This window comes from Hyphomicrobiales bacterium (assembly GCA_039973685.1).
GTDB lineage: Bacteria > Pseudomonadota > Alphaproteobacteria > Rhizobiales > JACESI01 > JACESI01.
Genome location: JBDWKL010000034.1, coordinates 1 through 23,086 on the forward strand (window position 1 = coordinate 1; position 23,086 = coordinate 23,086).

General features: G+C 47.8%; 19 protein-coding genes. All 19 read right to left on the reverse strand.

Annotated features, from left to right (window positions below; all coding sequences use genetic code 11):
• Positions 1-246: LpxD N-terminal domain-containing protein (locus ABJO30_09280; GenBank protein ID MEP3233006.1), on the reverse strand; the 246-nt coding region annotated here is incomplete at its 3' end.
• Between the two features lie 41 nt (positions 247-287).
• On the reverse strand, positions 288-2,624 hold the full coding sequence (gene bamA / locus ABJO30_09285; GenBank protein MEP3233007.1) for an outer membrane protein assembly factor BamA: 2,337 nt from the start codon (positions 2,622-2,624) through the stop codon (positions 288-290).
• Between the two features lie 197 nt (positions 2,625-2,821).
• A complete protein-coding gene (gene rseP / locus ABJO30_09290; GenBank protein MEP3233008.1) occupies positions 2,822-3,955 on the reverse strand; it encodes an RIP metalloprotease RseP in 1,134 nt (377 codons plus the stop codon).
• A 121-nt stretch (positions 3,956-4,076) separates the two neighbouring features.
• A complete protein-coding gene (gene dxr, locus ABJO30_09295; GenBank protein ID MEP3233009.1) occupies positions 4,077-5,300 on the reverse strand; it encodes a 1-deoxy-D-xylulose-5-phosphate reductoisomerase in 1,224 nt (407 codons plus the stop codon).
• A 23-nt stretch (positions 5,301-5,323) separates the two neighbouring features.
• The gene (locus ABJO30_09300) at positions 5,324-6,130 is read right to left on the reverse strand and encodes a phosphatidate cytidylyltransferase (GenBank protein MEP3233010.1); all 807 of its coding nucleotides are present in this window, start codon (positions 6,128-6,130) and stop codon (positions 5,324-5,326) included.
• A 9-nt stretch (positions 6,131-6,139) separates the two neighbouring features.
• The gene (locus tag ABJO30_09305; GenBank protein MEP3233011.1) at positions 6,140-6,907 is read right to left on the reverse strand and encodes an isoprenyl transferase; all 768 of its coding nucleotides are present in this window, start codon (positions 6,905-6,907) and stop codon (positions 6,140-6,142) included.
• 44 nt (positions 6,908-6,951) lie between these two features.
• Positions 6,952-7,515: a ribosome recycling factor gene (gene frr, locus ABJO30_09310; GenBank protein ID MEP3233012.1), complete on the reverse strand. Its 564-nt coding sequence runs from the start codon at positions 7,513-7,515 to the stop codon at positions 6,952-6,954.
• Between the two features lie 82 nt (positions 7,516-7,597).
• The gene (pyrH, locus tag ABJO30_09315; GenBank protein MEP3233013.1) at positions 7,598-8,314 is read right to left on the reverse strand and encodes a UMP kinase; all 717 of its coding nucleotides are present in this window, start codon (positions 8,312-8,314) and stop codon (positions 7,598-7,600) included.
• A gap of 190 nt (positions 8,315-8,504) precedes the next feature.
• On the reverse strand, positions 8,505-9,428 hold the full coding sequence (tsf, locus tag ABJO30_09320; GenBank protein MEP3233014.1) for a translation elongation factor Ts: 924 nt from the start codon (positions 9,426-9,428) through the stop codon (positions 8,505-8,507).
• A gap of 109 nt (positions 9,429-9,537) precedes the next feature.
• On the reverse strand, positions 9,538-10,599 hold the full coding sequence (locus tag ABJO30_09325) for a 30S ribosomal protein S2 (GenBank protein MEP3233015.1): 1,062 nt from the start codon (positions 10,597-10,599) through the stop codon (positions 9,538-9,540).
• 167 nt (positions 10,600-10,766) lie between these two features.
• The gene (gene dnaE / locus ABJO30_09330; GenBank protein ID MEP3233016.1) at positions 10,767-14,234 is read right to left on the reverse strand and encodes a DNA polymerase III subunit alpha; all 3,468 of its coding nucleotides are present in this window, start codon (positions 14,232-14,234) and stop codon (positions 10,767-10,769) included.
• A gap of 322 nt (positions 14,235-14,556) precedes the next feature.
• Positions 14,557-15,216, reverse strand: coding sequence for an ABC transporter ATP-binding protein (locus ABJO30_09335; protein ID MEP3233017.1), 660 nt, complete (start codon positions 15,214-15,216; stop codon positions 14,557-14,559).
• Between the two features lie 49 nt (positions 15,217-15,265).
• Positions 15,266-16,531, reverse strand: a complete 1,266-nt coding sequence (locus ABJO30_09340) for a lipoprotein-releasing ABC transporter permease subunit (protein MEP3233018.1) — start codon at positions 16,529-16,531, stop codon at positions 15,266-15,268.
• A 48-nt stretch (positions 16,532-16,579) separates the two neighbouring features.
• Positions 16,580-17,902 (reverse strand): proline--tRNA ligase, encoded by a 1,323-nt coding sequence (gene proS / locus ABJO30_09345; protein ID MEP3233019.1) that lies wholly within the window; start codon positions 17,900-17,902, stop codon positions 16,580-16,582.
• 528 nt (positions 17,903-18,430) lie between these two features.
• On the reverse strand, positions 18,431-18,703 hold the full coding sequence (locus ABJO30_09350) for a DUF1467 family protein (GenBank protein ID MEP3233020.1): 273 nt from the start codon (positions 18,701-18,703) through the stop codon (positions 18,431-18,433).
• Positions 18,704-18,714: 11 nt separating this feature from the next.
• Entirely contained in the window at positions 18,715-19,119 is a 405-nt protein-coding gene (mce, locus tag ABJO30_09355; protein MEP3233021.1) for a methylmalonyl-CoA epimerase, read from the reverse strand.
• A 9-nt stretch (positions 19,120-19,128) separates the two neighbouring features.
• Entirely contained in the window at positions 19,129-20,805 is a 1,677-nt protein-coding gene (locus ABJO30_09360) for a ribonuclease J (GenBank protein MEP3233022.1), read from the reverse strand.
• Between the two features lie 48 nt (positions 20,806-20,853).
• Positions 20,854-21,618, reverse strand: a complete 765-nt coding sequence (locus ABJO30_09365; GenBank protein MEP3233023.1) for a biotin--[acetyl-CoA-carboxylase] ligase — start codon at positions 21,616-21,618, stop codon at positions 20,854-20,856.
• A gap of 15 nt (positions 21,619-21,633) precedes the next feature.
• Positions 21,634-23,085 carry an NADH-quinone oxidoreductase subunit NuoN gene (gene nuoN / locus ABJO30_09370; protein MEP3233024.1) on the reverse strand — a complete coding sequence of 484 codons (1,452 nt, stop codon included), beginning with the start codon at positions 23,083-23,085 and terminating at the stop codon, positions 21,634-21,636.
• Position 23,086: the final 1 nt, after the last annotated feature.

A 23,086-nucleotide genomic window follows, 5' to 3' on the forward strand; every position in this document is an offset into this window, starting at 1 on the left:
CACGCGGTCTTTATATTTAGCAGCGCAAATACAAGCTGTACTGCTTGTCGTTGCTAGCTCGTCCAAATATTTGGGATTATCTATGAAGGTTAAGTGCCCCGCGCCCGCATCAGAAAGCGGTGCTACACCTATAATTTCGTCAGTTGTGCTGCCATTCTCGATGAAATCGGCCTTTAAAGAAGCAGCAACCGCTCTCACTGAGAGCGGTTGTGGATCATCGAAGAATTTTTGGTCAGTGTCTTTCAAATCGATCACTTGATGTTTTCAGTGCATTTCATTGGGTGACACTAGAAGCGTGTACCGCCACCAATTCTGAAGAATTGCTCTTCATCGAAGCTTTCACTCGATAGCACGTGAGCAAAGTCACCGCGCAACGGGCCGAGTGGTGAATCCCATAGGAAGCCAACACCCACTGATGAACGAATGTTGAAATCTGTTGAGCCTTCAACTGGTGTAATACCTTCTTGCTCGTCAAATCCGAAAACAGAACCCGCATCAGCGAACAATGCAGCTTTAAGACCCAAAGAGCGTGGTAAAAGTGGAACTGGGAATTGCAACTCAGCTGATACGCCAAAGAAGTTTGTACCACCAATCGCGTCATTACCTTCGGTGTCACGTCCACCGATACCTCGGTTTTCGAAACCGCGAACCAAATCGCCACCAGCAAAGAAATTATCAAGAAGGCGCACATCTTCGCCAAGGCCAGTAATGTTACCTGCCCGACCACGCACCAAACCGATTACCTCATGGTTCGCATTCAACTCTTTATAGAATGCAACTCTCGCATCAGTTTTGATGAAATTAACATCTCCACCAAGGCCCGCAAACTCTTGTTCGAATACAGCTAACAAGCCGTTTGTTGGATCTTGCGTGTTATCTAAAGAGTTATAAGTGATGCTATATGAGACCGATGATGTGTTTGTCGTCGAGTCACCGTCAGCACCAACAAGCGCCTGAATAGACAGCGGTGCTGATTCCACGTCTACATCTGAAATGGTTTCCCGATCGAATGTATAACGTATGCCGGCCGACAAGTTGTTCGTTAACGGCAATCCAAAACGTAGGCTACCACCTGTATTACTCACATCGAAACTACGACCGTCTTGGTCTGTACTATCGCGTCGGAACAGATCGAAACCAGCAGATGCACGGCGACCGAGGAAATAAGGCTCTGTAAAGCTCAAATCATAAGTTTGATTGCCTGTACCAAGCCCAACCGCTGCACGTAGGAATTGTCCACGACCAAGGAAGTTACGCTCAGCGATAGAGAGGTTGGTCAAGAAACCACCTGACAAGTCAGCACCAAGGCCGAATGAAATGTCACCAGTAGGTTGTTCTTCTACTTGGATATTCACCACGATACGGTCAGACGCAGTGCCTTGGCCTCTCGTGACGCGCACATCTTTAAAGATGCCCAAGTTTCTAATTCTACGTTGTGCCTGATCGAGCAAAGCTTGATTGAATGCGTCACCTTCAGCAAGGTCAAGTTCACGGCGGATCACATATTCCCGTGTTCGTGTATTGCCTAGGATGTTGATGCGCTCAACGAAAACTCTCGCACCTTGATCGATTGCATAGGTAATGTTGATGCGATTATCTTCAGCTTGCTCACCTCTTGGGCGAACTTGAGCAAAGGCAAAGCCTTTTTCTGCTGCAGCGAGTGAGAGTTTTTCGATTGAACGTTCAACTTGACGTGCATCGTAAACCTTACCTTCTTTTGTTTCCAAAAGAGGACGGAGCTGCTCAGGGTTAACATCGAGAAGGATTGAGTCAATTTCTATTTTACCAAACCGATAGCGCTCACCTTCACTCACTGTGACAGTGATAAAGAATTTGTTTTTGTTTTCATCAAGGTCGACTACTGACGAAATAACTTCGAAATCCGCGTAACCATGGTTGAAATAGAAGCGACGTAGACGCTCCTCATCGGCTGCTAGGCGAGCTTCATCGTAAATGTCGTCTGATTTAAGGAAGCTAAGCAGGCCTGACTGGCGTGTGGAGATTGCGTTTTTAAGACGGCCATCACCGAAAACTTTGTTACCGACGAAACGAATTTTCGCGATACCCGTTTTGTCTGATTCGTCGATACGGTAAGTAACATTGACACGATTGCCATCAACAGGACTTACTGTCGCCTTCACTGTCGCATTGAAACGACCGATCGCTTTGTATGCCTGCTTCAAACCTTCAACGTCTGCATCAACCTGATCTTGGCTGAACGTAGCGCGCGCTTTAGTCAGCGCAGCGGCTCTCAGATCGTCGTCTTTAATTTTGTCATTACCAACAAAAGAGACACCGTTTACAATTGGGTTTTCCACAACTGTAACAAGTAGGCGCGAACCGCTAGAGCCAATAGATACATCTCTGAAAAGCCCAGTAGCAAACAATGCTTGGATTGTTTCATCTTTTTTGATGGAGGTCGCGTTCTGGCCTGGCTCAATTGTGACATAGGTCAAAATGGTGTCGCGGCTAATGCGTTGGTTACCAACAACATCAACACCAGAGATTACCTGTGCTTGGGCCTGTGAAGTACTAGCGTCAACAATGGCAGCGCCCGCAACAAATGCGAAGATTGTCATAATTGCGAACACGCTAGCGATTGCGCGATTTTGAATAAGTTTCATAAAACTTCCGGCCCTTGGATTTTCAAAAGTCTGCAGGGTCGAGAAAACAGATTCCCGAACCTACTCCTGTTTTGGCAAAAAACGCTCTAATACGCAAGCTAAAGTGTGCGCCGATCTTAATATTTTGCTTACAATACATTACGTTGCAGAAATATCACGTGAACGATCCACAACAAAGAAGAATAAGGCAGTTTGCCTTAAAAGAAGCGACTAATGTCGATTGTCGTTACGAAAACCATCATTGATAACACGACTGCTAGTCCAAACTTGAAGCTATATTCCTGCGCTTTTTCCGATAGAGGACTGCCTTTCACGGCTTCGATTGCATAAAAAACTAAATGGCCGCCATCTAAAACTGGAATTGGAAGTAGGTTCATAAACCCAATACTCACGGATAATACAGCAGTAAGAGAAATGAGCGCGGTAAAGCTTATTGCCGCAACGTGTTTGGATACCTCTGCAATCCGAATTGGTCCACCAAGTTGATCGACCGATTCGCGCCCTGTGAATAACCCGATAAAGAAGGTCACTGTGCGTTTAATCACATAACCGGTCTCGGCAACACCTTCAGAGACAGCGCCAATTGGACCAAATGATTTATGAATGATTGCATCTTTGCTAGAGCTTCTTTGTATGCCGAGCAAACCAATGCGTTGCGTCCCACCAAGGCGATCATCAATCTCTCTCAAAGCAGGCGTAGCATTGAGGTCAATTTCATCACCATCGCGCAACACCTTAATCGAGAGCGGAATTTCAGCGCTAACAGAGACGATGCGTTGCAAGTCAGTAAAACTCGCAATCTTAACGCCATCAATTTCAATAATAGTGTCACCTACTTTGAAGCCAGCTTTACTTGCAGCGCTATCTGCTTGAATTTCGTCAACCTTCGCTGTCAAAATATCTCGACCATTAACGAGAAAAATACCGGCGAAAATTGCGATTGCTAGGATGAAATTAGCGATCGGACCTGCGGCCACCACAGAAGCTCTTTGCCAAAGTTTCTTTTTTGCAAACAGTTTTGATGGATCAACACCAGCAGCTTCAAGCTCGGCCGTTTTATTGGGGCTAGCGCCAGACGGATCAGCATCATCGATAAATTTAACGTAGCCACCAAGGGGAATAGCCGATAGCGCCCACCTAGTTCCGTGCTTATCAGTGAAGCCCCAAATGTCAGGGCCGAAGCCTACGGCAAACTTAGAAACACCAACACCATTCCAGCGGGCAACAAGGAAGTGACCAAGTTCATGGAAAAAAACCACAATGGTCAATACAAAAAGGAAAGGTAAGACCCAACCAAAAAAGCTCGAAAGGCCGTATTGTATCATTTCCATAAATGGCTCCGTTTATCTTAAAAAGGGAATCTCCCCCACCTCACATCATAGTCGTTTGAAACCATATAAAATAGGTGAATATTCTGAATGCATGTGAGACTGCACTCTGCTTACGCTATTTTTAGGTTAATGAAGTTATAAATTCGGCTGCTTGCGATCTTGCAAAACCATCAATTGTAACCGCCTGATCATAAGAGGTTATCCCATCTTTGGGATTGAATTGATTGAGACCGGAAGCGAGCACCTTTTCCACAACATCACTCATGCCATAAAACGATAGATTCTCGTTCAAAAAGTGTTGGACAACAACTTCATTTGCACCATTGATCAAATTGGTCGCAACATCACCTTCGCTAAGTGCCTGTTTCGCGATTCTTAACATGGGAAAACGTTCTAGGTCTGGTTCTTCAAAGGTCAGCTGGCTGATTTTGGTTAGGCTCAAGCGCTCAACCTCAGTTTCGATCCGGTTTGGGTGCGCCATGCAATGAGCAATTGGCGTGCGCATGTCTGGGCAACCCAGTTCTGCGAGCACTGCACCATCAACGAATGAGACCATGCCATGAATGATTGATTGAGGATGAACCACCACATCAAGCTGGTCGTGGCGAATTGGAAACAGGTGATGGGCTTCGATGACTTCAAGGCCCTTGTTCATCAAGGTCGCTGAATCGATCGTAATCTTCGCACCCATCGACCAGTTTGGATGTTTTAGTGCGTTGGCTGGGCCTGCTTTAGCAATGTCGTCCCTAGACCATGTGCGAAATGGGCCACCGGATGCGGTTAGTGTCACCATTTCAACATCTGCAATTCGGTCGCCAAGTAAGGCTTGGTGGATAGCATTATGCTCTGAATCCAGCGGTAGAACAGTGACGCCCTTTTTAGCCGCCTCGCCCATGACCAAAGAGCCCGCACAAACCAGGCTTTCTTTGTTGGCAAGTGAGAGGTAGCGACAGGCATCCAGAGCTGCCAATGTTGGTCCAAGACCCGCAAAACCCACGATGGACGAGATGGTCATTTCACAGGGCGCGCGGGCAGCTTCTAAAACACCTTCGTCTCCGCCAAGTACCTCACAAGGCAAGTCGGCGAGTGCCTCTTTTAGAAATGAAACTTTGCTCTCATCAGCAATGGCAACAATGCTTGCGCTCGTATCGCGCGCAATTTTCGCGAGTTTCTCAGCGTTCGAACCACCTGTTACAGCGATAACCTTGTAGCGGTCTGGCTGATGGGCAACGATTGCAAGCGTGCTATCGCCAATAGATCCGGTTGCTCCTAAGACGGAGATTGTTCTGACGTTTTCTGAATTGGACTGAGTTTCGCTTGTTGGCGCAGCATTGGTGAAAGTCATTATCAGGCCGATTCCATCTTATCTTAAAACTGGGCGACGCCTAACACATAACAGGCGACAAAAACATAGGCTGATAACACCAGACCATCGACACGATCTAAAATTCCGCCATGTCCTGGAATTAAATTGCTGGAGTCTTTCACATTAAAACGGCGCTTGATGTGCGATTCAAGCAGGTCACCAACTTGAGCTGCAAGGGCTGTTATAAAGGCAAGGCCTGCGAAAAGGACTGTGCTGGCTTCGAACAAATAAGATGCGACCAAAGCACCAATGATCACAGCACCAGCCGCACCACCTAAAAAACCAGACCACGTCTTTTTTGGGGAAACGCGTGGCATTAGTTTGGGTCCGCCAACGGTCCGCCCAACGATATAGGCGAAAATATCGGCTGCCCAAACTGAGAAGCATAAGAATAACAGTAAGCCTATCCCACTCGGCTCAATGCCTCTTAGATAGATCAAACAAGTGGCAAGGCTGGAGCCGACACCGACGCCTGCGATTGTCCAGCCAAGTTTGTTTTTGGCGAATGCGATGACAATAAAGCCGATCACGATCGCTATGAATGAGAAAAGAATGGGCGTTGTGGTTCCGCCCACATATCCAGCGATCACCAAAACCAAAACGCATAATACGCCGAAGATATCACGCGGTAGTAAAATGCTCCGCTGTGTCATCACGGTCCATTCCCAGTACATGAGAACGGCAATCACAGCCATCATTAAACCGAAGGAGATACCACCAAGCCACGCCATGAAAATCACGATAGGAGCAAGGATCACGGCTGAAAGGATGCGTTTGGTAAGCTCGCTGGTGGTATTAGGGGTAACCAAGATAACCGCCTAGCTACTTAAGTCGGTTGAAGAGACAGCACCAAAGCGTCGGTCGCGAGAGCTATATTCGGCTATAGCGGCATAAAAAGCTTCTTCGTCGAAGTCAGGCCATTTGCAATCCGTGAATACAAATTCGGAATAAGCAGCTTGCCACAACAAGAAATTGCTAAGCCGTTGCTCACCGCTGGTGCGAATGATCAAATCTGGATCTGGGATGTCGCTTGTATGTAGGTTTTGGCTAACCGTATCGGCTGTAATGTCATCAATAGATAACTCACCATCAGCGACAGACTTCGCAATCTTCTTCATCGCGCTCGCAATCTCGCCACGCGCACCATAGTTGAACGCAATCACGAGGGTTAAGCCAGTATTTGCTTTGGTAAGTTGATGGGCTTCATCCATCATTTTGAGAATATCAGCAGGCACACCATCTTCATCACCAATGATGCGGATGCAAACGTTGTTCTTATGCAACTCTGCAAGGTGGCGGCGGATAAACATACGCAACAAGCCGAACAGCTCATTGATCTCGCTTTCAGGGCGCGACCAGTTTTCTGAACTGAAGCTATAAAGCGTTAGGTAATCAAGACCACCCTCACCCGCGATGCGTGTAATGTTGCGGCCGGTGTCGACGCCACGTCGATGGCCTTCAACACGAGGTAAACCACGTTCCTTCGCCCAACGACCATTGCCATCCATAATAATCGCAATATGACGTGGCATCTGGAGCGAAGCCGCGTCTTCTTGAGCAATGGGTATGAGGGAGGCGTCAGACATAGATTAATTCTAAGCTCAGCGTTTCAGTAAACGATCTGCAAGTTCTATACTTGCATGATCTCTTTTTCTTTTTCGGCAATCGTCGCATCGATTTCAGTGATTGTATCATCTGTCATCTTTTGAATGCGATCGGATACTTTGTGCGCTTCGTCTTTACCAAGGTCGCCGTCTTTTTCAGCTTTTTTGGCTTCGTCCATACCATCACGGCGAACATGGCGAGCAGCAACACGGGCTTGCTCAGCATAGCCGCCAGCAATTTTGACAAGCTCTTTACGGCGCTCTTCGTTGAGTTCAGGCATTGGAATACGAAGATTTTGGCCGTCCATCACTGGGTTTAGACCAAGATTAGATTCGCGAATGGCTTTGTCAGTCGCGGCAACCATGCCTTTGTCCCACACTTGAACTGTCAACATACGAGGCTCAGGAACGGAAACTGAAGCAACCTGATTGATCGGCATACTGGAGCCGTAAGCATCAACCATTACTGTATCAAGCAGGCTTGCAGATGCACGTCCTGTGCGAAGCCCATTGAGATCAGATTTCAATGCGGTGACGGCACCCGTCATTCTGCGTGAAATATCATCAAAATCAATTACACCATCTGACATATTATAAAACCTCCACTTCGGCTCACTTGCCGACTCATAATTAGTTTAACCGCAATTTGCGGTTGTGTTTAGAGCGCGTTGATCAACTTACGATCGTGCGCCGCCCTCCACCACTGGCAACTTCAAAGAGTGCACCCGGTGTTTGAATTGAAAAGACCACAATTGGAATATCTGCTTCGTTGGTCAATGCGACCGCAGACACATCCATTACCTCAAGTCCTTGTTTGATGACATCAGCATGGCTGATTTCATCGTAACGTTCTGCATCAGGATCTTTTTTAGGATCGGCTGAATAGATGCCGTCAACATTTGTGCCCTTAAACAGCGCATCACAGTCCATTTCAAGCGCTCTTAACGCAGCACCTGTATCGGTAGTGAAATAAGGAGCGCCGGTTCCTGCAGCAAATAAAACGATTTCACCGTTATACAGTGCTTTTTTAGCGTCGCGTTGTGTAAATGTATCGCAAATCTCTGGCATGGCAATTGCGGACATAACGCGGGCATCCAAACCTGCTTCAAGCAACCCATCATGCATAGCGATGCAATTCATAACAGTTGCGAGCATGCCCATGTGGTGCCCTGCGACACGGTTCTCATCAGCGATTTGCACATCTGCGCCACGAAACAGGTTTCCGCCACCCACAACGATGGCAATGTCGATGCCCATTGTCGCCACAGCGGCCACTTCTTCAGCGATGCGGTCTACGACCTTGCGGTCAATGCCAAACTGTTGGTCACCCATCAACGCTTCGCCTGATACTTTCAGCAAAATACGTTTGTAAGGAACATCGTCATTCATAGTAGTAAAACTGCCTTAAACTGAATCTCCAAATCGCATACACGATGGAACGCGATATGTGAACATAGGCGTTGGTTTAAAGCAAACGGATTTCCTGTTTATTAAGCCCTAAACAAAGAAAGCTCCGGCTTTTAAACCGGAGCGTTCAAAATTGTTGTCACCTCAGTATTCAAAAGAGGTGAAAAGCAGATTAGTTGCCTGACATTGCAGCAACTTCAGCTGCGAAATCATCTTCTTGCTTTTCAATGCCGTCACCGAGAACGAAACGCTCAAACGCTTTGATCTTGATTGGTGCGCCGACAGAGCTTTCTGCATTTTTCGCAGCTTGTTCAACAGTGTTCTCACCGTCGATTACGAAAACTTGCGAAAGAAGAACGACTTCTTTGTAATATTTCTGGATACGGCCTTCGACCATTTTCTCAACGATGTTTTCTGGCTTACCAGAATCTTTCGCTTGATCCATATAAACAGCACGTTCGCGCTCAACAACTTCCTGATCCAATTCATCAGAAGAAAGTGCGAGTGGGTTTACCGCTGCAATGTGCATAGCAACTTGGCGGCCAAACTCGTTGAGTTTGTCTTTGTCACCAGTTGATTCCAAAGCAACCAACACACCGATTTTGCCGATGCCGTCTGCGATTGCATTGTGGATGTATGTTGCAACAACACCGTTATCAACGCTCAATACGCTTGAACGACGAAGGTTCATGTTCTCGCCAATTTTTGCGATTGCTTCAGTCAACTCTTCGTTCACTGTGCGGCCTGTATCTGGGTAGCTAGCTGCACCAAGTGCCTCAACGCTGCCGTCGCCTTCAAGCGCCACTTTAGAAACATTGCTCACAATTGCTTGGAACGCATCGTTACGTGCAACGAAATCTGTTTCTGAGTTTACTTCAACAACAGCTGCTTTTGTACCAGCTGAGGCAACACCAACAAGACCTTCAGCCGCAACGCGGTCAGCCTTTTTAGCAGCTTTTGACAAGCCTTTTGCCCGAAGCCAGTCTACTGCTGCTTCGATATTGCCATCTGTTTCAGATAGCGCTTTTTTACAATCCATCATGCCAACGCCAGTTTTTTCGCGTAGCTCTTTAACCATGGATGCTGAAATAGCCATTTGATCCTCGTTTCAGGTTCAGCGCCCGCATTTTCTCAAGCAGGCGACACTATTAAAGAAAATATATGCCCCTCACCTGCGACAGTTCGCAGAGAGAGGCAATTATTGATTAGCCAGCAGCAAGTGTTGCTGCTTGCTCAAGCCAGTTGTCACGCTCGATACGACCTTTGAATGACAATGCATCGTCTACCTTAGCAATGTCGTCAGCCGTAAATGCTGCAACTTGTGCAAACTTCGTAATACCGAGATCGTGAAGTTTTTTCTCAAGAACTGGACCAACACCAGAAATCTGTTTCAGATCGTCTGGCTCACCTTCAGGTGCTGCAAACAAAGCAGCAGGAGCCGCGTCGCTTGATGCTTCAGCTGCTGGTGCAGCTGCAACAGGTGCAGGCGCTGCTTCAACAGCAACTGGCGCTTCTTCTACAAGTGCAGGTTCAGCAACTTCAACAGCTGAGCCCATATCGATACCAGCAGAACCAGCACCGCGAGCAATACCGTCGAGTGAAGCGCGAGCAATGAGATCGCAATAAAGCGAAATCGCACGGCCAGCATCGTCGTTGCCTGGGATTGGGTAATCGATACCTTCTGGTGAACAGTTAGAATCGAGAATAGCAACCACTGGGATGCCAAGGCGTTTTGCTTCTTTAATCGCGATTGATTCTTTGTTTGTATCGATCACGAAAATAAGGTTCGGAATACCGCCCATGTCTTTGATACCACCGAGCGAACGCTCTAGCTTTTCAAGTTCACGAGTACGGGTCAAACGCTCTTTCTTTGTGAAAGACGCTGCTTCTGGACCTTCAAGCATTGCTTCAAGTTCACGTAGGCGTTTGATCGAATTTGAGATTGTTGACCAGTTTGTCAACGTACCACCGAGCCAGCGTGCGTTCACATAGTACTGTGCGCAGCTTTTAGCTGATGTTGCGATTGATTCTGCAGCTTGGCGCTTTGTGCCAACGAAGAGAACACGACCACCACCTGCAACTGTGTCGCTTACAACTTTAAGCGCTTGGTGCAGCAAAGGAACTGTCTGTGACAGGTCAATGATGTGAATGTTATTGCGTGAGCCGAAGAGAAACTTCTCAACGCGGGGGTTCCAACGGTGTGTTTGGTGACCAAAGTGAACGCCTGCTTCGAGCAATTGACGCATAGAAAAATCTGGCAGTGCCATGGTGGCCTACTCCTTTTATTCGGTTTGTCCTCCACGAGCCCTATGTTCTCACCGAATGGAACCGTAACGAATACGGCACCTGGCTCGTGTGTGTGATGGCGCGGTGGTTACAGGGGAATCGCACCTAATGCAAGCAAAAACGACGATAAATCCGCAGGCAGTGCGGATTATTGTAAGCGCGCGTCCACAATGCCAGGCATTTGTTTGATCGCTTTAGCAATTTTCGGCGTCAATACGTAGCGATTCCGCAACTTTACTTCGACCTCACGCCCACTCTTATCATCAAGGATAATCAAGCTCACCTCACCGCCGCGTCCGCCCTGTTCCGGCGACAATTGATTGGCGATATATGCAAGTGGTTTATCGTCTCGCACGAAGATGTTGAGCGCGCCTTGGAAACCGGATGCGGCCTTATCCAATGGCTCAACACTGTTGATGCGAACATTGACACCTTCTGGTCGGTCTTCGGCTGCAACAATTATCACGACGGACGACCCCGCCTCAAGATTATCGCGGTGTCTTTCCAATGTTTCGGAAAAACAGACGGCTTCGAATTGTCCCGACGGGTCAGAAATCTGTAGAATCGCCATTTTGTTGCCGGTGCGGGTCGTGCGTTCTTGCTTGCTGATAATGGTGCCCGCAATTTTGCCGACGGGTGAGCCGCGTTTGACGTTTTCTTCAAACACATTCCATGGTTTGACACCGAGTTTCTGCAGAAGTTCCAAATGCTCATCAAGTGGATGGGCGCTGAGATAAAAGCCGATGGATGATTGTTCGCGTGATAGCCGCTCAGACGGTTCAAAGTCTGGCAACGGTTTCAAGCGCACAGGTTCAGGGCCGCTGACGGCGGAGAACATGTCATTTTGACCGCTCTGTTTGGCCTGATGTTCGCGGGTGGCGAGTGCGACGATTTGCTCGAGCGAATCCAATACTTGCGCACGATTATCAACCAGACAATCAAAAGCGCCTGCACATACGAGGTTTTCGAGCAATCGTTTGTTGACTGATTTCGGGTCTAATCGGTGCGCGAAATCAGCGAGGTCTTTGAAGCCCTCTTCAGGACGAACGGCAATAACGTCCGCGACCGCTTGGTGGCCAACACCCTTCACGGCTGTAAGGGCATAATAAATGGTTTCGCCATCAACATCGAACTCTACTTGGCTCTTATTGATGTTTGGAATTTCCACATTAAAACCAAGGCGTTCGGCCTCTCTCTTAAAGTCGTTGAGTTTGTCCGTATTGCCCATATCCAAAGTCATGGTCGCGGCCAAGAATTCAACGGGATAGTTGGCTTTCAAATACGCAGTTTGATAGGCAACCAGAGCATAGGCTGCTGCGTGTGATTTGTTGAAGCCGTAACTCGCGAATTTTGCGAGGAGATCGAAAATCTCGTTGGCTTTGGATTTAGCCAAGCCACGCTCCACAGACCGCTCCACGAATGGAATGCGCTGTTCTTCCATTACCGCTTTGATCTTCTTACCCATAGCGCGGCGCAAAACGTCTGCTTCGCCGAGGGAGTAACCAGCAAGTTCCTGCGCGATCTGCATCACTTGTTCTTGGTAGATGATGACGCCTTGGGTTTCTTTGAGGTACTTCTCGATGCGCGGGTGGATGAAGTCAGGTTCTTCTTCGCCGTGTTTTCTGGCGTTATAAACTGGAATATTGTCCATCGGACCCGGTCGATAAAGCGCAACCAGGGCGATGATGTCTTCAAACACATCGGGCTTCATGCCTAAAAGTGCTTTCCGCATCCCTTGGCTTTCCAACTGGAACACGCCAACGGATTCACCGCGAGAGAGCATTTCGTAAGTTTTCGCGTCATCAAGTGGCAGAGCCGCAAGATCAATTTCGACGTTGCGCTTAGCCAGAAGATCAACGGCCTTTTGCAAAACTGTCAGCGTTTTAAGGCCCAAGAAGTCAAACTTGACGAGGCCCGCCTGCTCTACCCATTTCATATTGAATTGGGTAACGGGCATATCTGAGCGCGGATCGCGGTAAAGCGGGACCAATTCTTCAAGCGAACGATCACCAATCACGATACCCGCTGCGTGGGTGGATGCGTGACGATAAAGGCCTTCAAGCTTCAAGGATGTTGTGATCAGACGATCAACAACCTCTTCTTCTTTGCGGGCTTCTTGTAGTTTCGGCTCCCCGTCTACGGCTTCTTTAAGCGTAACAGGATTGGCTGGATTACTTGGTACGAGCTTACAAAGGCGATCAACCTGCCCATAAGGCATTTGCAGAACCCGCCCCACATCGCGCAATACGGCGCGCGCTTGCAGCGAACCAAAGGTGATGATTTGCGCCACTTGCTCACGGCCATAACGTTCTTGGACGTATTTGATAACTTCATCACGGCGATCTTGACAAAAGTCGATATCAAAATCGGGCATTGAGATACGTTCAGGATTGAGGAAACGTTCAAAAAGCAGCGAGAAGCGCAGCGGATCTAGATCCGTAATGGTGAGCGCCCATGCAACCACCGACCCCGCACCAGAACCACGGCCTGGGCCGACGGGGATGTTTTTCGATTTCGCCCATTTGATGAAGTCGGCAACGATGAGGAAGTAGCCGGGGAATTTCATGTTCTCGATCACATCGAGTTCAAAATTGATCCGATCAAAATATTCTTGCTCCGTGCGATCAGGTGCAAGACCGTGAAAATCAAGCCGAGCTTTCAGACCCTCAATGGCCTGATCGCGCAAAACTTTGGCTTCTGCGGCCACAGCCTCATCACCCTCAAGACCTTCCGCTGCGAACAATGGCAAGATTGGATCACGCATGAGCGCACGCACATGGCAGCGTTGGGCAATCTCATAGGTGTTGTTGATGGCTTCTGGAAGGTCACTAAAGAGCGCGACCATTTCATCGCTCGATTTGAAATAGCACGAATTGGACAGACGCCTGCGATCATCCATCGAGACGACTGCACCTTGCGATATGCAGATCAACGCATCGTGGGCATCATAATCATCTTGTTTTTCGAAAAATGGTTCGTTGGTGGCAACAATCGGAATGTCATGCTTATAGGCGATATCGAGCAGTTTAGGCTCCCGCTTGTCTTCACCTTCTAACGCCATACGTTGAAGTTCGATATAGAAACGGTCGCCAAACAGTTCTTTCAGGCCAATCGCCTTTTGCTCGGCCACATTGGCTTTGTTGTCTAGGATTGCGAGATCGAGTGCACCATCTAGCCCGCCTGATAAACAAATCAATCCGTTACTCAATTCGCTCAACAATTCAAAACTAATATGAGCGCGTTGGTCGGAGCCCGTCTCAAGGAAACTGCGAGAAACTAGTTTGACTAAGTTTGCATAGCCATCGTCATCCATCGCTAATAAAACGATAGTGGCAAAATCATCATGCTTATTGGTGTTTAGATGGGCGTTCGGGTCTTTTGTCTCAGATTCCCATGATAGCAGGAGCTGACAACCGATGATCGGCTGAATGCCCATGCCCTTGGCTTTTTCAGAAAATTCCAAAGCCCCAAACAGATTACCAGTATCGGTCAAACCAATCGCTGGCATCTTGTTTTTCTCAACCAAGCTCAAAAGCTTTGGCAGCTTTATCGCCCCTTCAAGAAGCGAATAGGCTGAATGGCTTCTTAAATGAATAAAGTTAGAGGTATTGCTCATGGGTCATGGTCTGCAATCAGTTGAAATCAGCAAACAGTTTGCCACGTCAAAGCGCTGTTCCTAAGACCCAATATAATTGTTCCCCGCAAAATGTGGGAAACAGACCCTTGTTCATTATTTGTTCTTAATCTAAGATAGGCTAGAAACAATGTCCGCCCAATAGGTTGCGGCTAAAAAGAATGATGATAGGGAAGCTAGGGCTGCAAGGTCACGAAGTATAGGCATTGGTTATCTCCACCGTTGTTATGAAGATAATATGTTCTTGTTTTGTTCTAAAGTCAATGAGTAGTAATAAGCGCTACTATTTATGCTTTATGAAATCTTAAAAGTCGACGATTTGGCCATCACGCAAAGTGACACGGCGATCCATTTTGGCCGCAAGTTCCATGTTATGCGTGGCGATCAACGCCCCAAGCCCACTGCCCCGTACAAGCCCCATAAGAGCATCGAATACATGGGCGGATGTGCCTGGATCAAGATTGCCTGTTGGCTCATCAGCCAAGAGCACCCGTGGACCGTTGATGACAGCACGAGCAATCGCAACACGTTGTTGTTCACCGCCTGATAGTTCTGCGGGTCTGTGGTCGTGGCGATGAGCAATCTTGAGATATTCCATCACTTGCATCGCGCGTTCACGAGCAGCGTCTGGTGCCATGCCGCGAATAAGTTGCGGCAATATTAGGTTCTCTGCTGCGTCAAATTCTGGAAGTAGATGGTGGAATTGATAGACGAAACCAATCTCGAGACGACGAAGCATGGTGCGATTTTCATCATTCATCGCAGCACAGGGCCGCCCATTGATGATGACCTCGCCTGAATCTGGTTGTTCTAGAAGGCCTGCAATTTGGAGCAAAGTAGATTTACCCGCGCCAGAAGGTGCGACAAGTGCGACCATTTCGCCGTCGGTGATGGTAAGGTTTGCGCCATCCAAAACGGTCAAATGCCCTTCGGTCTGCTTAAAGCGGCGTTCCACATTGATCATTGATAAGGGTGGTACAGTTTCAACAGGTGCTTCTGTAAAGAGGTCTACATTATTCATAACGAAGAGCCTCCACAGGGTCGAGTTTTGCAGCGCGCCATGCAGGATAGATTGTTGCAAGGAACGACAAGAACAAAGCCATCAATATAATGGAAACGACCTCAGAAGGTTCAAGCTTCGCAGGTAATTGCGATAGGTGATAAATATCAGTTGGGAAAATTTGAGCACCGGTCAATCGAGAGATGAATTGGCGAATATCCTCGATATTGAGCGCAAGAATGATACCAAGGATTGTCCCTGCAATGGTCCCGACTGTGCCAATTGCAGCACCCGTGATGAAGAAGATACGCATCACCGAACCACGACTTGCGCCCATTGTACGAAGGATAGCGATGTCCCTGCCTTTATCTTTCACCAGCATCGTAAGACCGGAAATGATGTTTAAAGCAGCAACGAGGATGATCATGGTCAAGATCATGAACATGACGTTTCGCTCCACCTCGAGGGCTGAGAAGAACGTTTTGTTTCGGGCTCGCCAATCTGTCACCAAGGCCGTTTGATCAACGGCTTCCTCAACCCTTGGTCGGAGAATATCAACAAGATCAGGATCAGTGGTTATCACCTCGATGGCGTCAACCAAATCCTCCTTGTTAAAATAGAGCTGCGCTTCCGGTAGTGGCATGATGACCAAAGCGGCATCGTATTCCGACATACCAATTTGGAAGATCACATTAATTGGATAGGACTTGACCCGAGGCGTGACACCAAAGGCGGTGACATTTCCTTCAGGCGCAATCAATGTTAGTTTATCACCGATAGAAAGCCCAAGCTTGATCGCAAGCCCTGCCCCAACCGCGACACCGTTGCCCTTATCGAAATTCGAAAAGTCACCCAGCGTTACATTTTGCGCTAGTGCGTCCATTTTCAAGATTTCTTGCTGGCGAAGACCTCGAACCAGCGCGCCTGTTGGCGTGCGGCCTTGAGCGCCTTTCGCTAACACCTGACCTTCGATGAAAGGGATGGCTTGGACAACATTGCCAACTTTTTCAATGCGCTTTTTAATCTCGTCAAATTCTTTGAGCGCGTTGCCGTCCATCGGTTGCACGATGAGATGGCCGTTAATGCCGAGTATGCGGTCCAGCAGTTCTGTTCTGAAGCCATTCATAACCGCCATGACAACGATCAACGTTGCAACACCCAGCAAAATGCCAAGGAATGAGAGGCTGGCAATGACTGAAATGAAGGTTTCTTTACGCCGCGCTCTTAGATAACGGCCAGCGACGAGCCATTCAAAGCGACTAAATGCAGATGTTTTCACTGGTAGGTCCATGCTTGCTTCACAATTTGGATTATGTGGTTGGTTGGATTATGCCGTTAGTTTGTTGATTAACGCCTCAACGCTCATTGTTTCACGATCACCAGTAGCGCGATTCTTTAATTCTACCACACCATCAGCCATACCGCGCGGTCCAACAACAATCTGTTGTGGCAAACCGATAAGGTCCATTGTGGCAAATTTCGCACCAGCTCGATTGTCAGTGTCATCGTACAACACATCTTTATTTGCGGCTTGAAGCGCTTTGTAGAGCGTTTCGCATGCTGCATCAGTTTCCTCATTACCAACTTTCATATTGATAATGCCAACATCAAATGGCGCGATACCTTCTGGCCAGATAATGCCGTTTTCATCATGGCTTGCTTCAATAATGCCACCAACGAGGCGCGACGGGCCGATGCCGTATGAGCCCATATGAACAGGTGTTTCTACGCCATCAGGGCCAGTAACTTTCGCGCCCATGGATTCAGAATACTTGGTACCAAAATGGAAGATATGGCCGACTTCAATACCGCGAGCTGAAACTCGATCTGCTTCTGGCACTGCCTCATAGGCTGCTTCATCATGCATTTCATCAGTGGCTGCATAATCAGTGGTCCAGTTTTCAAAGATTGCTTCCAAAGCTTTGGTATCTGAAAAATCGAGGTCTTCTGGCGGTGTTTTGCGCTCAAGGTGCGAACGATGGCAAAACACGCCGCTTTCGCCTGTATCAGCAAGAACGATGAATTCATGGCTTAGGTCGCCACCAATTGGACCTGTGTCAGCTTTCATCGGGATAGCCTGCAAGCCAAGCCGTTTAAAGGTTCGAAGATAAGCCGCAAACATGCCTTGATAGGCTTTTTTTGCACTCTCATAATCAAGATCGAATGAATAAGCATCTTTCATCAAGAACTCACGCCCACGCATAACCCCAAAACGAGGACGCACTTCGTCGCGGAATTTCCATTGAATATGATAAAGGTTCAAAGGCAGGTTTTTGTATGACTTGATTGAGGAGCGGAAAATATCCGTCACCATTTCCTCATTGGTCGGGCCGAACAACATTTCACGTTCTTGGCGGTCTTCAATGCGCAGCATCTCTTTGCCGTAAGCTTCATAACGCCCACTTTCGCGCCAAAGGTCTGCAGATTGGATCGTTGGCATCAAGATTTCAACGGCGCCTGCCCTGTCCATCTCTTCGCGAACAACAGTGTTGATTTTCTCCAAAACCTTCAACCCAAGTGGCAACCACGAATAAATGCCCGCAGATTGTTGCTTGATCATGCCAGCGCGTAGCATAAGACGGTGCGAAACGATTTCTGCTTCTTTAGGATTGTCGCGCAAAATTGGGAGGAAATAGCGAGAAAGCCGCATGAGGAAATTCCTGTTGAATGAAGGTACTTAATAGCAAATATCGGGTGTTTGCGATGACCGCTAGTCTAAACTCGTTATACGCCCAACAAATATGCCTTCCTGTCACGATTTCTGAATTTGGTAAACAATGTTCTCGCCGCCAATTATGGCCAAATAACTACGAAATACATCATTTTCCAAACGTAATTGGAGGAAAATATTCCAGTTCCTGTTACTTTGTCATACAAATAATTCAAATATATCGAAAAACTGGGATGACAAATGAAAACGTCTGGTATAGCTTCTTTAGGCTAGGTTTGAATATAACATACCGGCCATACGTTCTAAGTCTTGGGAGGGACTGATCTATCAGCGCAATCACGTTGTGAAATGCAGCGCCACCTCGGTGGAAGCATAGAGCAGAGAGCGAATTACTTTTTCACAGGGCGTAAGCCCTGTTTTTTTTGACTAAAATTAGCGCGCGTAAGCCCTGTTTTTTTTGACTAAAATTAGTGTGCGTAAGTCCTGTATTCGCAGCATTCCAATGGATTAGTTTATTCGGAAATCCGGAATGAACGGAATGTCCTCGATGCCAACACCTAACCCAACCACAACCCAAATGATCAAGCCGAGAATGAGCGCTGAGACAAATGTTGTGATGATCATCTTCTTGACGATCATAGGTTTTGCTGGCGCACTATCAACCGTACCAAGAGTGACATCGCTCTCTTCGCCCTGCGTTTTTACGCCGAAAGGCAAAATGCAGAACAATGTCAGCCACCAAAGGATGAAGTAAAACGCGAAGATTGTTATCGGTTCCATGAGTTGATGCCTTACACTTGTTCTAGTTCGATAAGAGTGCCTTGGAAATCTTTGGGATGCAGGAACAAGACAGGCTTATTATGAGCACCGATCTTTGGTTCGCCGTCACCCAATACACGCGCGCCTTCGCTGACCAATTTATCACGGGCAGCGATGATGTCTTCCACTTCATAACATAGATGATGAATACCACCTGCAGGATTTTTCTCTAAGAAACCAGCAATCGGAGATGCTTCGCCGAACGGATGTAAAAACTCGATCTTGGTATTTGGCAGTTCAACAAAAACAACCGACACACCATGCTCGGGCAAATCTTGTTGTTCTGTGATCGTTGCACCGAGCGAGTTTTTATAACTTGCGCAGGCTGCTTCCATGTCTGGCACAGCAATTGCGACGTGATTTAATCGGCCAATCATTTTCAGCTCCTATGAGCGAAGCAATAAAACCGAACAGAACGGTTTTTTGCCCCAGATATAATTCACCTTGGCACGAACAGCCCGATAGACTGCATCGCGTACGAGGGCTTCATCGCGCCGCTTTTTGCGTGGCAAACCTTCAATGGTGTTTAGAACCACCTCGAATACGATGTCTTCCATCAACTCGTCATCGTCATCTTCGAGTGGCAGGCCGATACATTCAACAGCGGGATCATCAGGAATGTCACCTTTTTGGTCGATGACAATCGCAATATTCACAACACCTGCAAACGACAATTTACGCCGCTTAATAACGCCAGCGCCCTCTTCATCTCTGATGAGTTTGCCATCACGCACCAAAATGCCCGCTGGTATTTCGTCGACCTTTTGCAATGCATTTGGTGCGACGTGGACGACATCACCATTATCGATGACCATCACGTCGCTGATGCCATTTTCTAAACCAAGTTGCGCTTGAGCTTTAAGGTGCATCGCTTCGCCGTGGACAGGCACAAGCGAACGTGGTTTTACCCAGTCGTACATTTGCAAAAGTTCGTTGATGCGCGGGTGGCCCGTGACATGCACTTCTGCGTCTTTATCCGTCACCACATCAACGCCTGACGCGGCTAGTTGATTGATGATGTTGCCGACAAGCTTCTCATTACCAGGAATAGCGCGGGAGGAGAAAATCACCATATCGCCTTTTGAAAAAGCTATATCGCGGTGATCGTTGCGGGCAATGCGTGCCAAAGCTGCGCGGGGTTCGCCTTGTGTACCTGTAAGGATTACCAACACTTTTTCACGTGGCAGATAGCCATATTCATTCTCGCTGATAAACGGCGGTACGTCGTCGAGATAACCTAGCTCGCGCGAGACATCGACAACGCGGCGCATGGAAGCACCCATCAACACCACTTGGCGATCACAGGCTGCAGCAGCTAGAGCAATTGCACGGATCCGCGCAACGTTAGATGAGAATGTTGTAACGGCCACACGGTTCTTAGCCGACTTGATGACAGATACTAAGTTCTTTTGAATATCGGCTTCGCTCGGGCTTACCCCTTCGCGCATGGCGTTGGTGGAATCACAAATCAGCGCATCAACGCCGCCTGTTTCGCCAATTTCTTTTAGTCGAGCTACGTCTGTCGCTTGACCAACACCAGGGTTCGGGTCGAGTTTCCAATCACCTGTATGAAGCACGCGGCCTGCGGGTGTTGTGATCAACAAAGAGCAAGGATCAGGGATGGAGTGTGAGACGGCGATAAATTCAATATTGAATGGACCAAGGTCGATGCTCTCGCCTTGCTTCACATTGTTGGACGGTATCTTATCATATTCACCAAACCGTGCGGCCTTGGCGTTCAACAGTCCGCTGACAAATTCAGAACAATAAAGCGGGCGTTCTATGGCAGGCCAAAGTTCTAACAGCGCACCATAGTGATCTTCATGGGCGTGGGTAATGAGAATACCAAGAATGTCTTTCTTGATGTCTTCAAGAAATTTGATGTCTGGAAAAATAACATCAACACCAGGCTGATGAGGACCGGGGAAAGAAATACCGAAATCGACGACAATCCAATCACGCTTATCGCGATTACCATAGCCATAAAGCGCCAAGTTCATGCCAATTTCGCCGACCCCTCCGAGGGGCGCGAAGACGAGGTCTTTTTTATCGTTCTTCGTCATTTAAACCTGTCTTTCAAACAGCGGCGAACCGTTCGCCTGAACATTTAACTAGAGTACCATAGAGGGAAAGAAAACATCGCCTGCAGAGAATTTTTGGCTGCGGCCACGACTTAGACCCAAAACGAGGTTTCCTTCATGATCTAAATCTTGGAAGATGCCTCTAATCTCGTCATTTTCAAGCCGCACAACAATCTCGTCACCAAGGCCCGTTGCTTTTTCTAACCAACGTTTGCGGATGAGTTCAAAGTTATTACCCTGATCCCACGTTTTCAAATTGAGCAGAAAATGATGTTTGAGCGCTTTGAATAATTCGTCTGGCAAGAGCTCGATGTTTTCATTGGCAAAACTGGTTGCAGGATACGGCGTATCGTCAGGAAAGTGAGTGCAATTGGTGCCCATGCCAATCACGATTTTGGTGTCGTCACCACCGCCCCTTGCCTCTAACAACAAGCCACAGACTTTGCTTTTGTTAAACAGCACATCATTGGGCCATTTTAACGCACACATGTTGCGGTCGTCATCAATGGACGATGAAATTGCATCGTGGAGTGAAATGGCGGCAACAAAAGACAATTGCGCACATTGTTCCATGGGAGCTGGATTGCGAAGGAATAAGCTTGCGTAGAGGTTTCCCTCTTCTGACACCCAAGGCCGACCACGACGCCCGCGCCCGGCTAGTTGGCGTTTGCCGGTCACAAAAAGCTTGTTAGCACCCGTTTCCTCACCCAAACGAAATGCCTCATCATTGGTTGATGAGACATCTCCAAACGCAAAATGCGTTATGTCGTGTGACGGGTCATAAAACTCTTGCACCTTGCGCGCCTAAGCTTAGCCAGCAAAGAAGGTCTTTGCCGCTACTGTTGCAATTTCTCCAACTGGACCAACGATCAGCATAAAGCCAATTACGAAGAGACCAGCAATCGTCATGATCACACCAAGCTCTGTTGGCGCTTTGACGAATTCGGTTTTCACCTCATCAAAATACATGATCTTCACGATACGAAGATAATAGAACGCGCCGACCACACTGGATAGAACACCGATGATTGCGAGAGCATAAAGATCAGCCTCGATCGCAGCGACGAATACGAACCATTTGCCGAAGAAACCTGCAAGTGGCGGAATGCCTGCGAGTGAGAACATGATCATTGCGAGGACAAAGGCCATCCAAGGATGAGTTTTTGAAGCACCAGCCAGTGCATCAATGTTCTCAACCATGCCGTCTTTCTCGCGCATTGACAAAATGCAGGCGAAAGCACCGAGCGTCATTACCATGTAAATCAGCATGTAAATGATCACACCTTCAACACCCACTTGGCTACCAGCGGCAAGGCCAACAAGTGCGTAGCCCATGTGACCGATGGATGAATAAGCCATCAGACGTTTGATGTTGTTTTGGCCAATCGCTGCGAAGGCACCCAAAATCATTGAGGCGATCGAGATGAAGACAACAATTTGCTGCCAGTCTTTGGTGATTGGTTCAAACGCATCATAAACAACCCGAACGAAGAGCGCCATTGCGGCAATCTTTGGGGCGGCTGCAAAGAAGGCTGTAACAGGTGTTGGAGAACCTTGATAAACATCTGGTGTCCACATATGGAATGGGACTGCTGAAATTTTAAAGGCAAGACCTGCAAGCACGAAGACCAAGCCGATAACGATACCGACAGAGGATGAATCTGCTTGAAGCGCTTCTGCGATAGCACCGTAACCTGTATGACCCGTAAAGCCATAAATCAGCGACATGCCGTAAAGCAGGAAGCCTGAAGACAACGCGCCAAGCACGAAGTATTTCAAACCAGCTTCAGTTGAGCGTGTTGAATCTCTGTTGATTGATGCGATCACGTATAGTGAGAGAGACTGCAACTCAAGACCGAGATACAAAGCAATCAAATCGTTTGATGAAATCATCATCATCATGCCGAGTGTGGCAAGCACGATCAGAATTGGATATTCAAACCGATCAAACTTCTCTCGGCGCACAAACCCAACAGACATGGCGATAGCGGCAATGGAGCCTACTAGCGTCAAAATCTTCATCAGGTTTGAAAATGGATCGACGACAAACGCGCCGTCAAATATCTCAACAGTCTCACCGCCGCCATTCATCACCAAAATTCCGGAGACAACGAGCAAAGCAATTGCCAAGCCTGTAACTGTGTTGGTTGATTTCTCGTTTGTGAAAACACCAATCATCAACAACGCCATTGCACCAACAGCCATTACCACTTCTGGCATGGCAGGCATGATGTTGAGCGCTTCCAAATACTTATCTTGCATG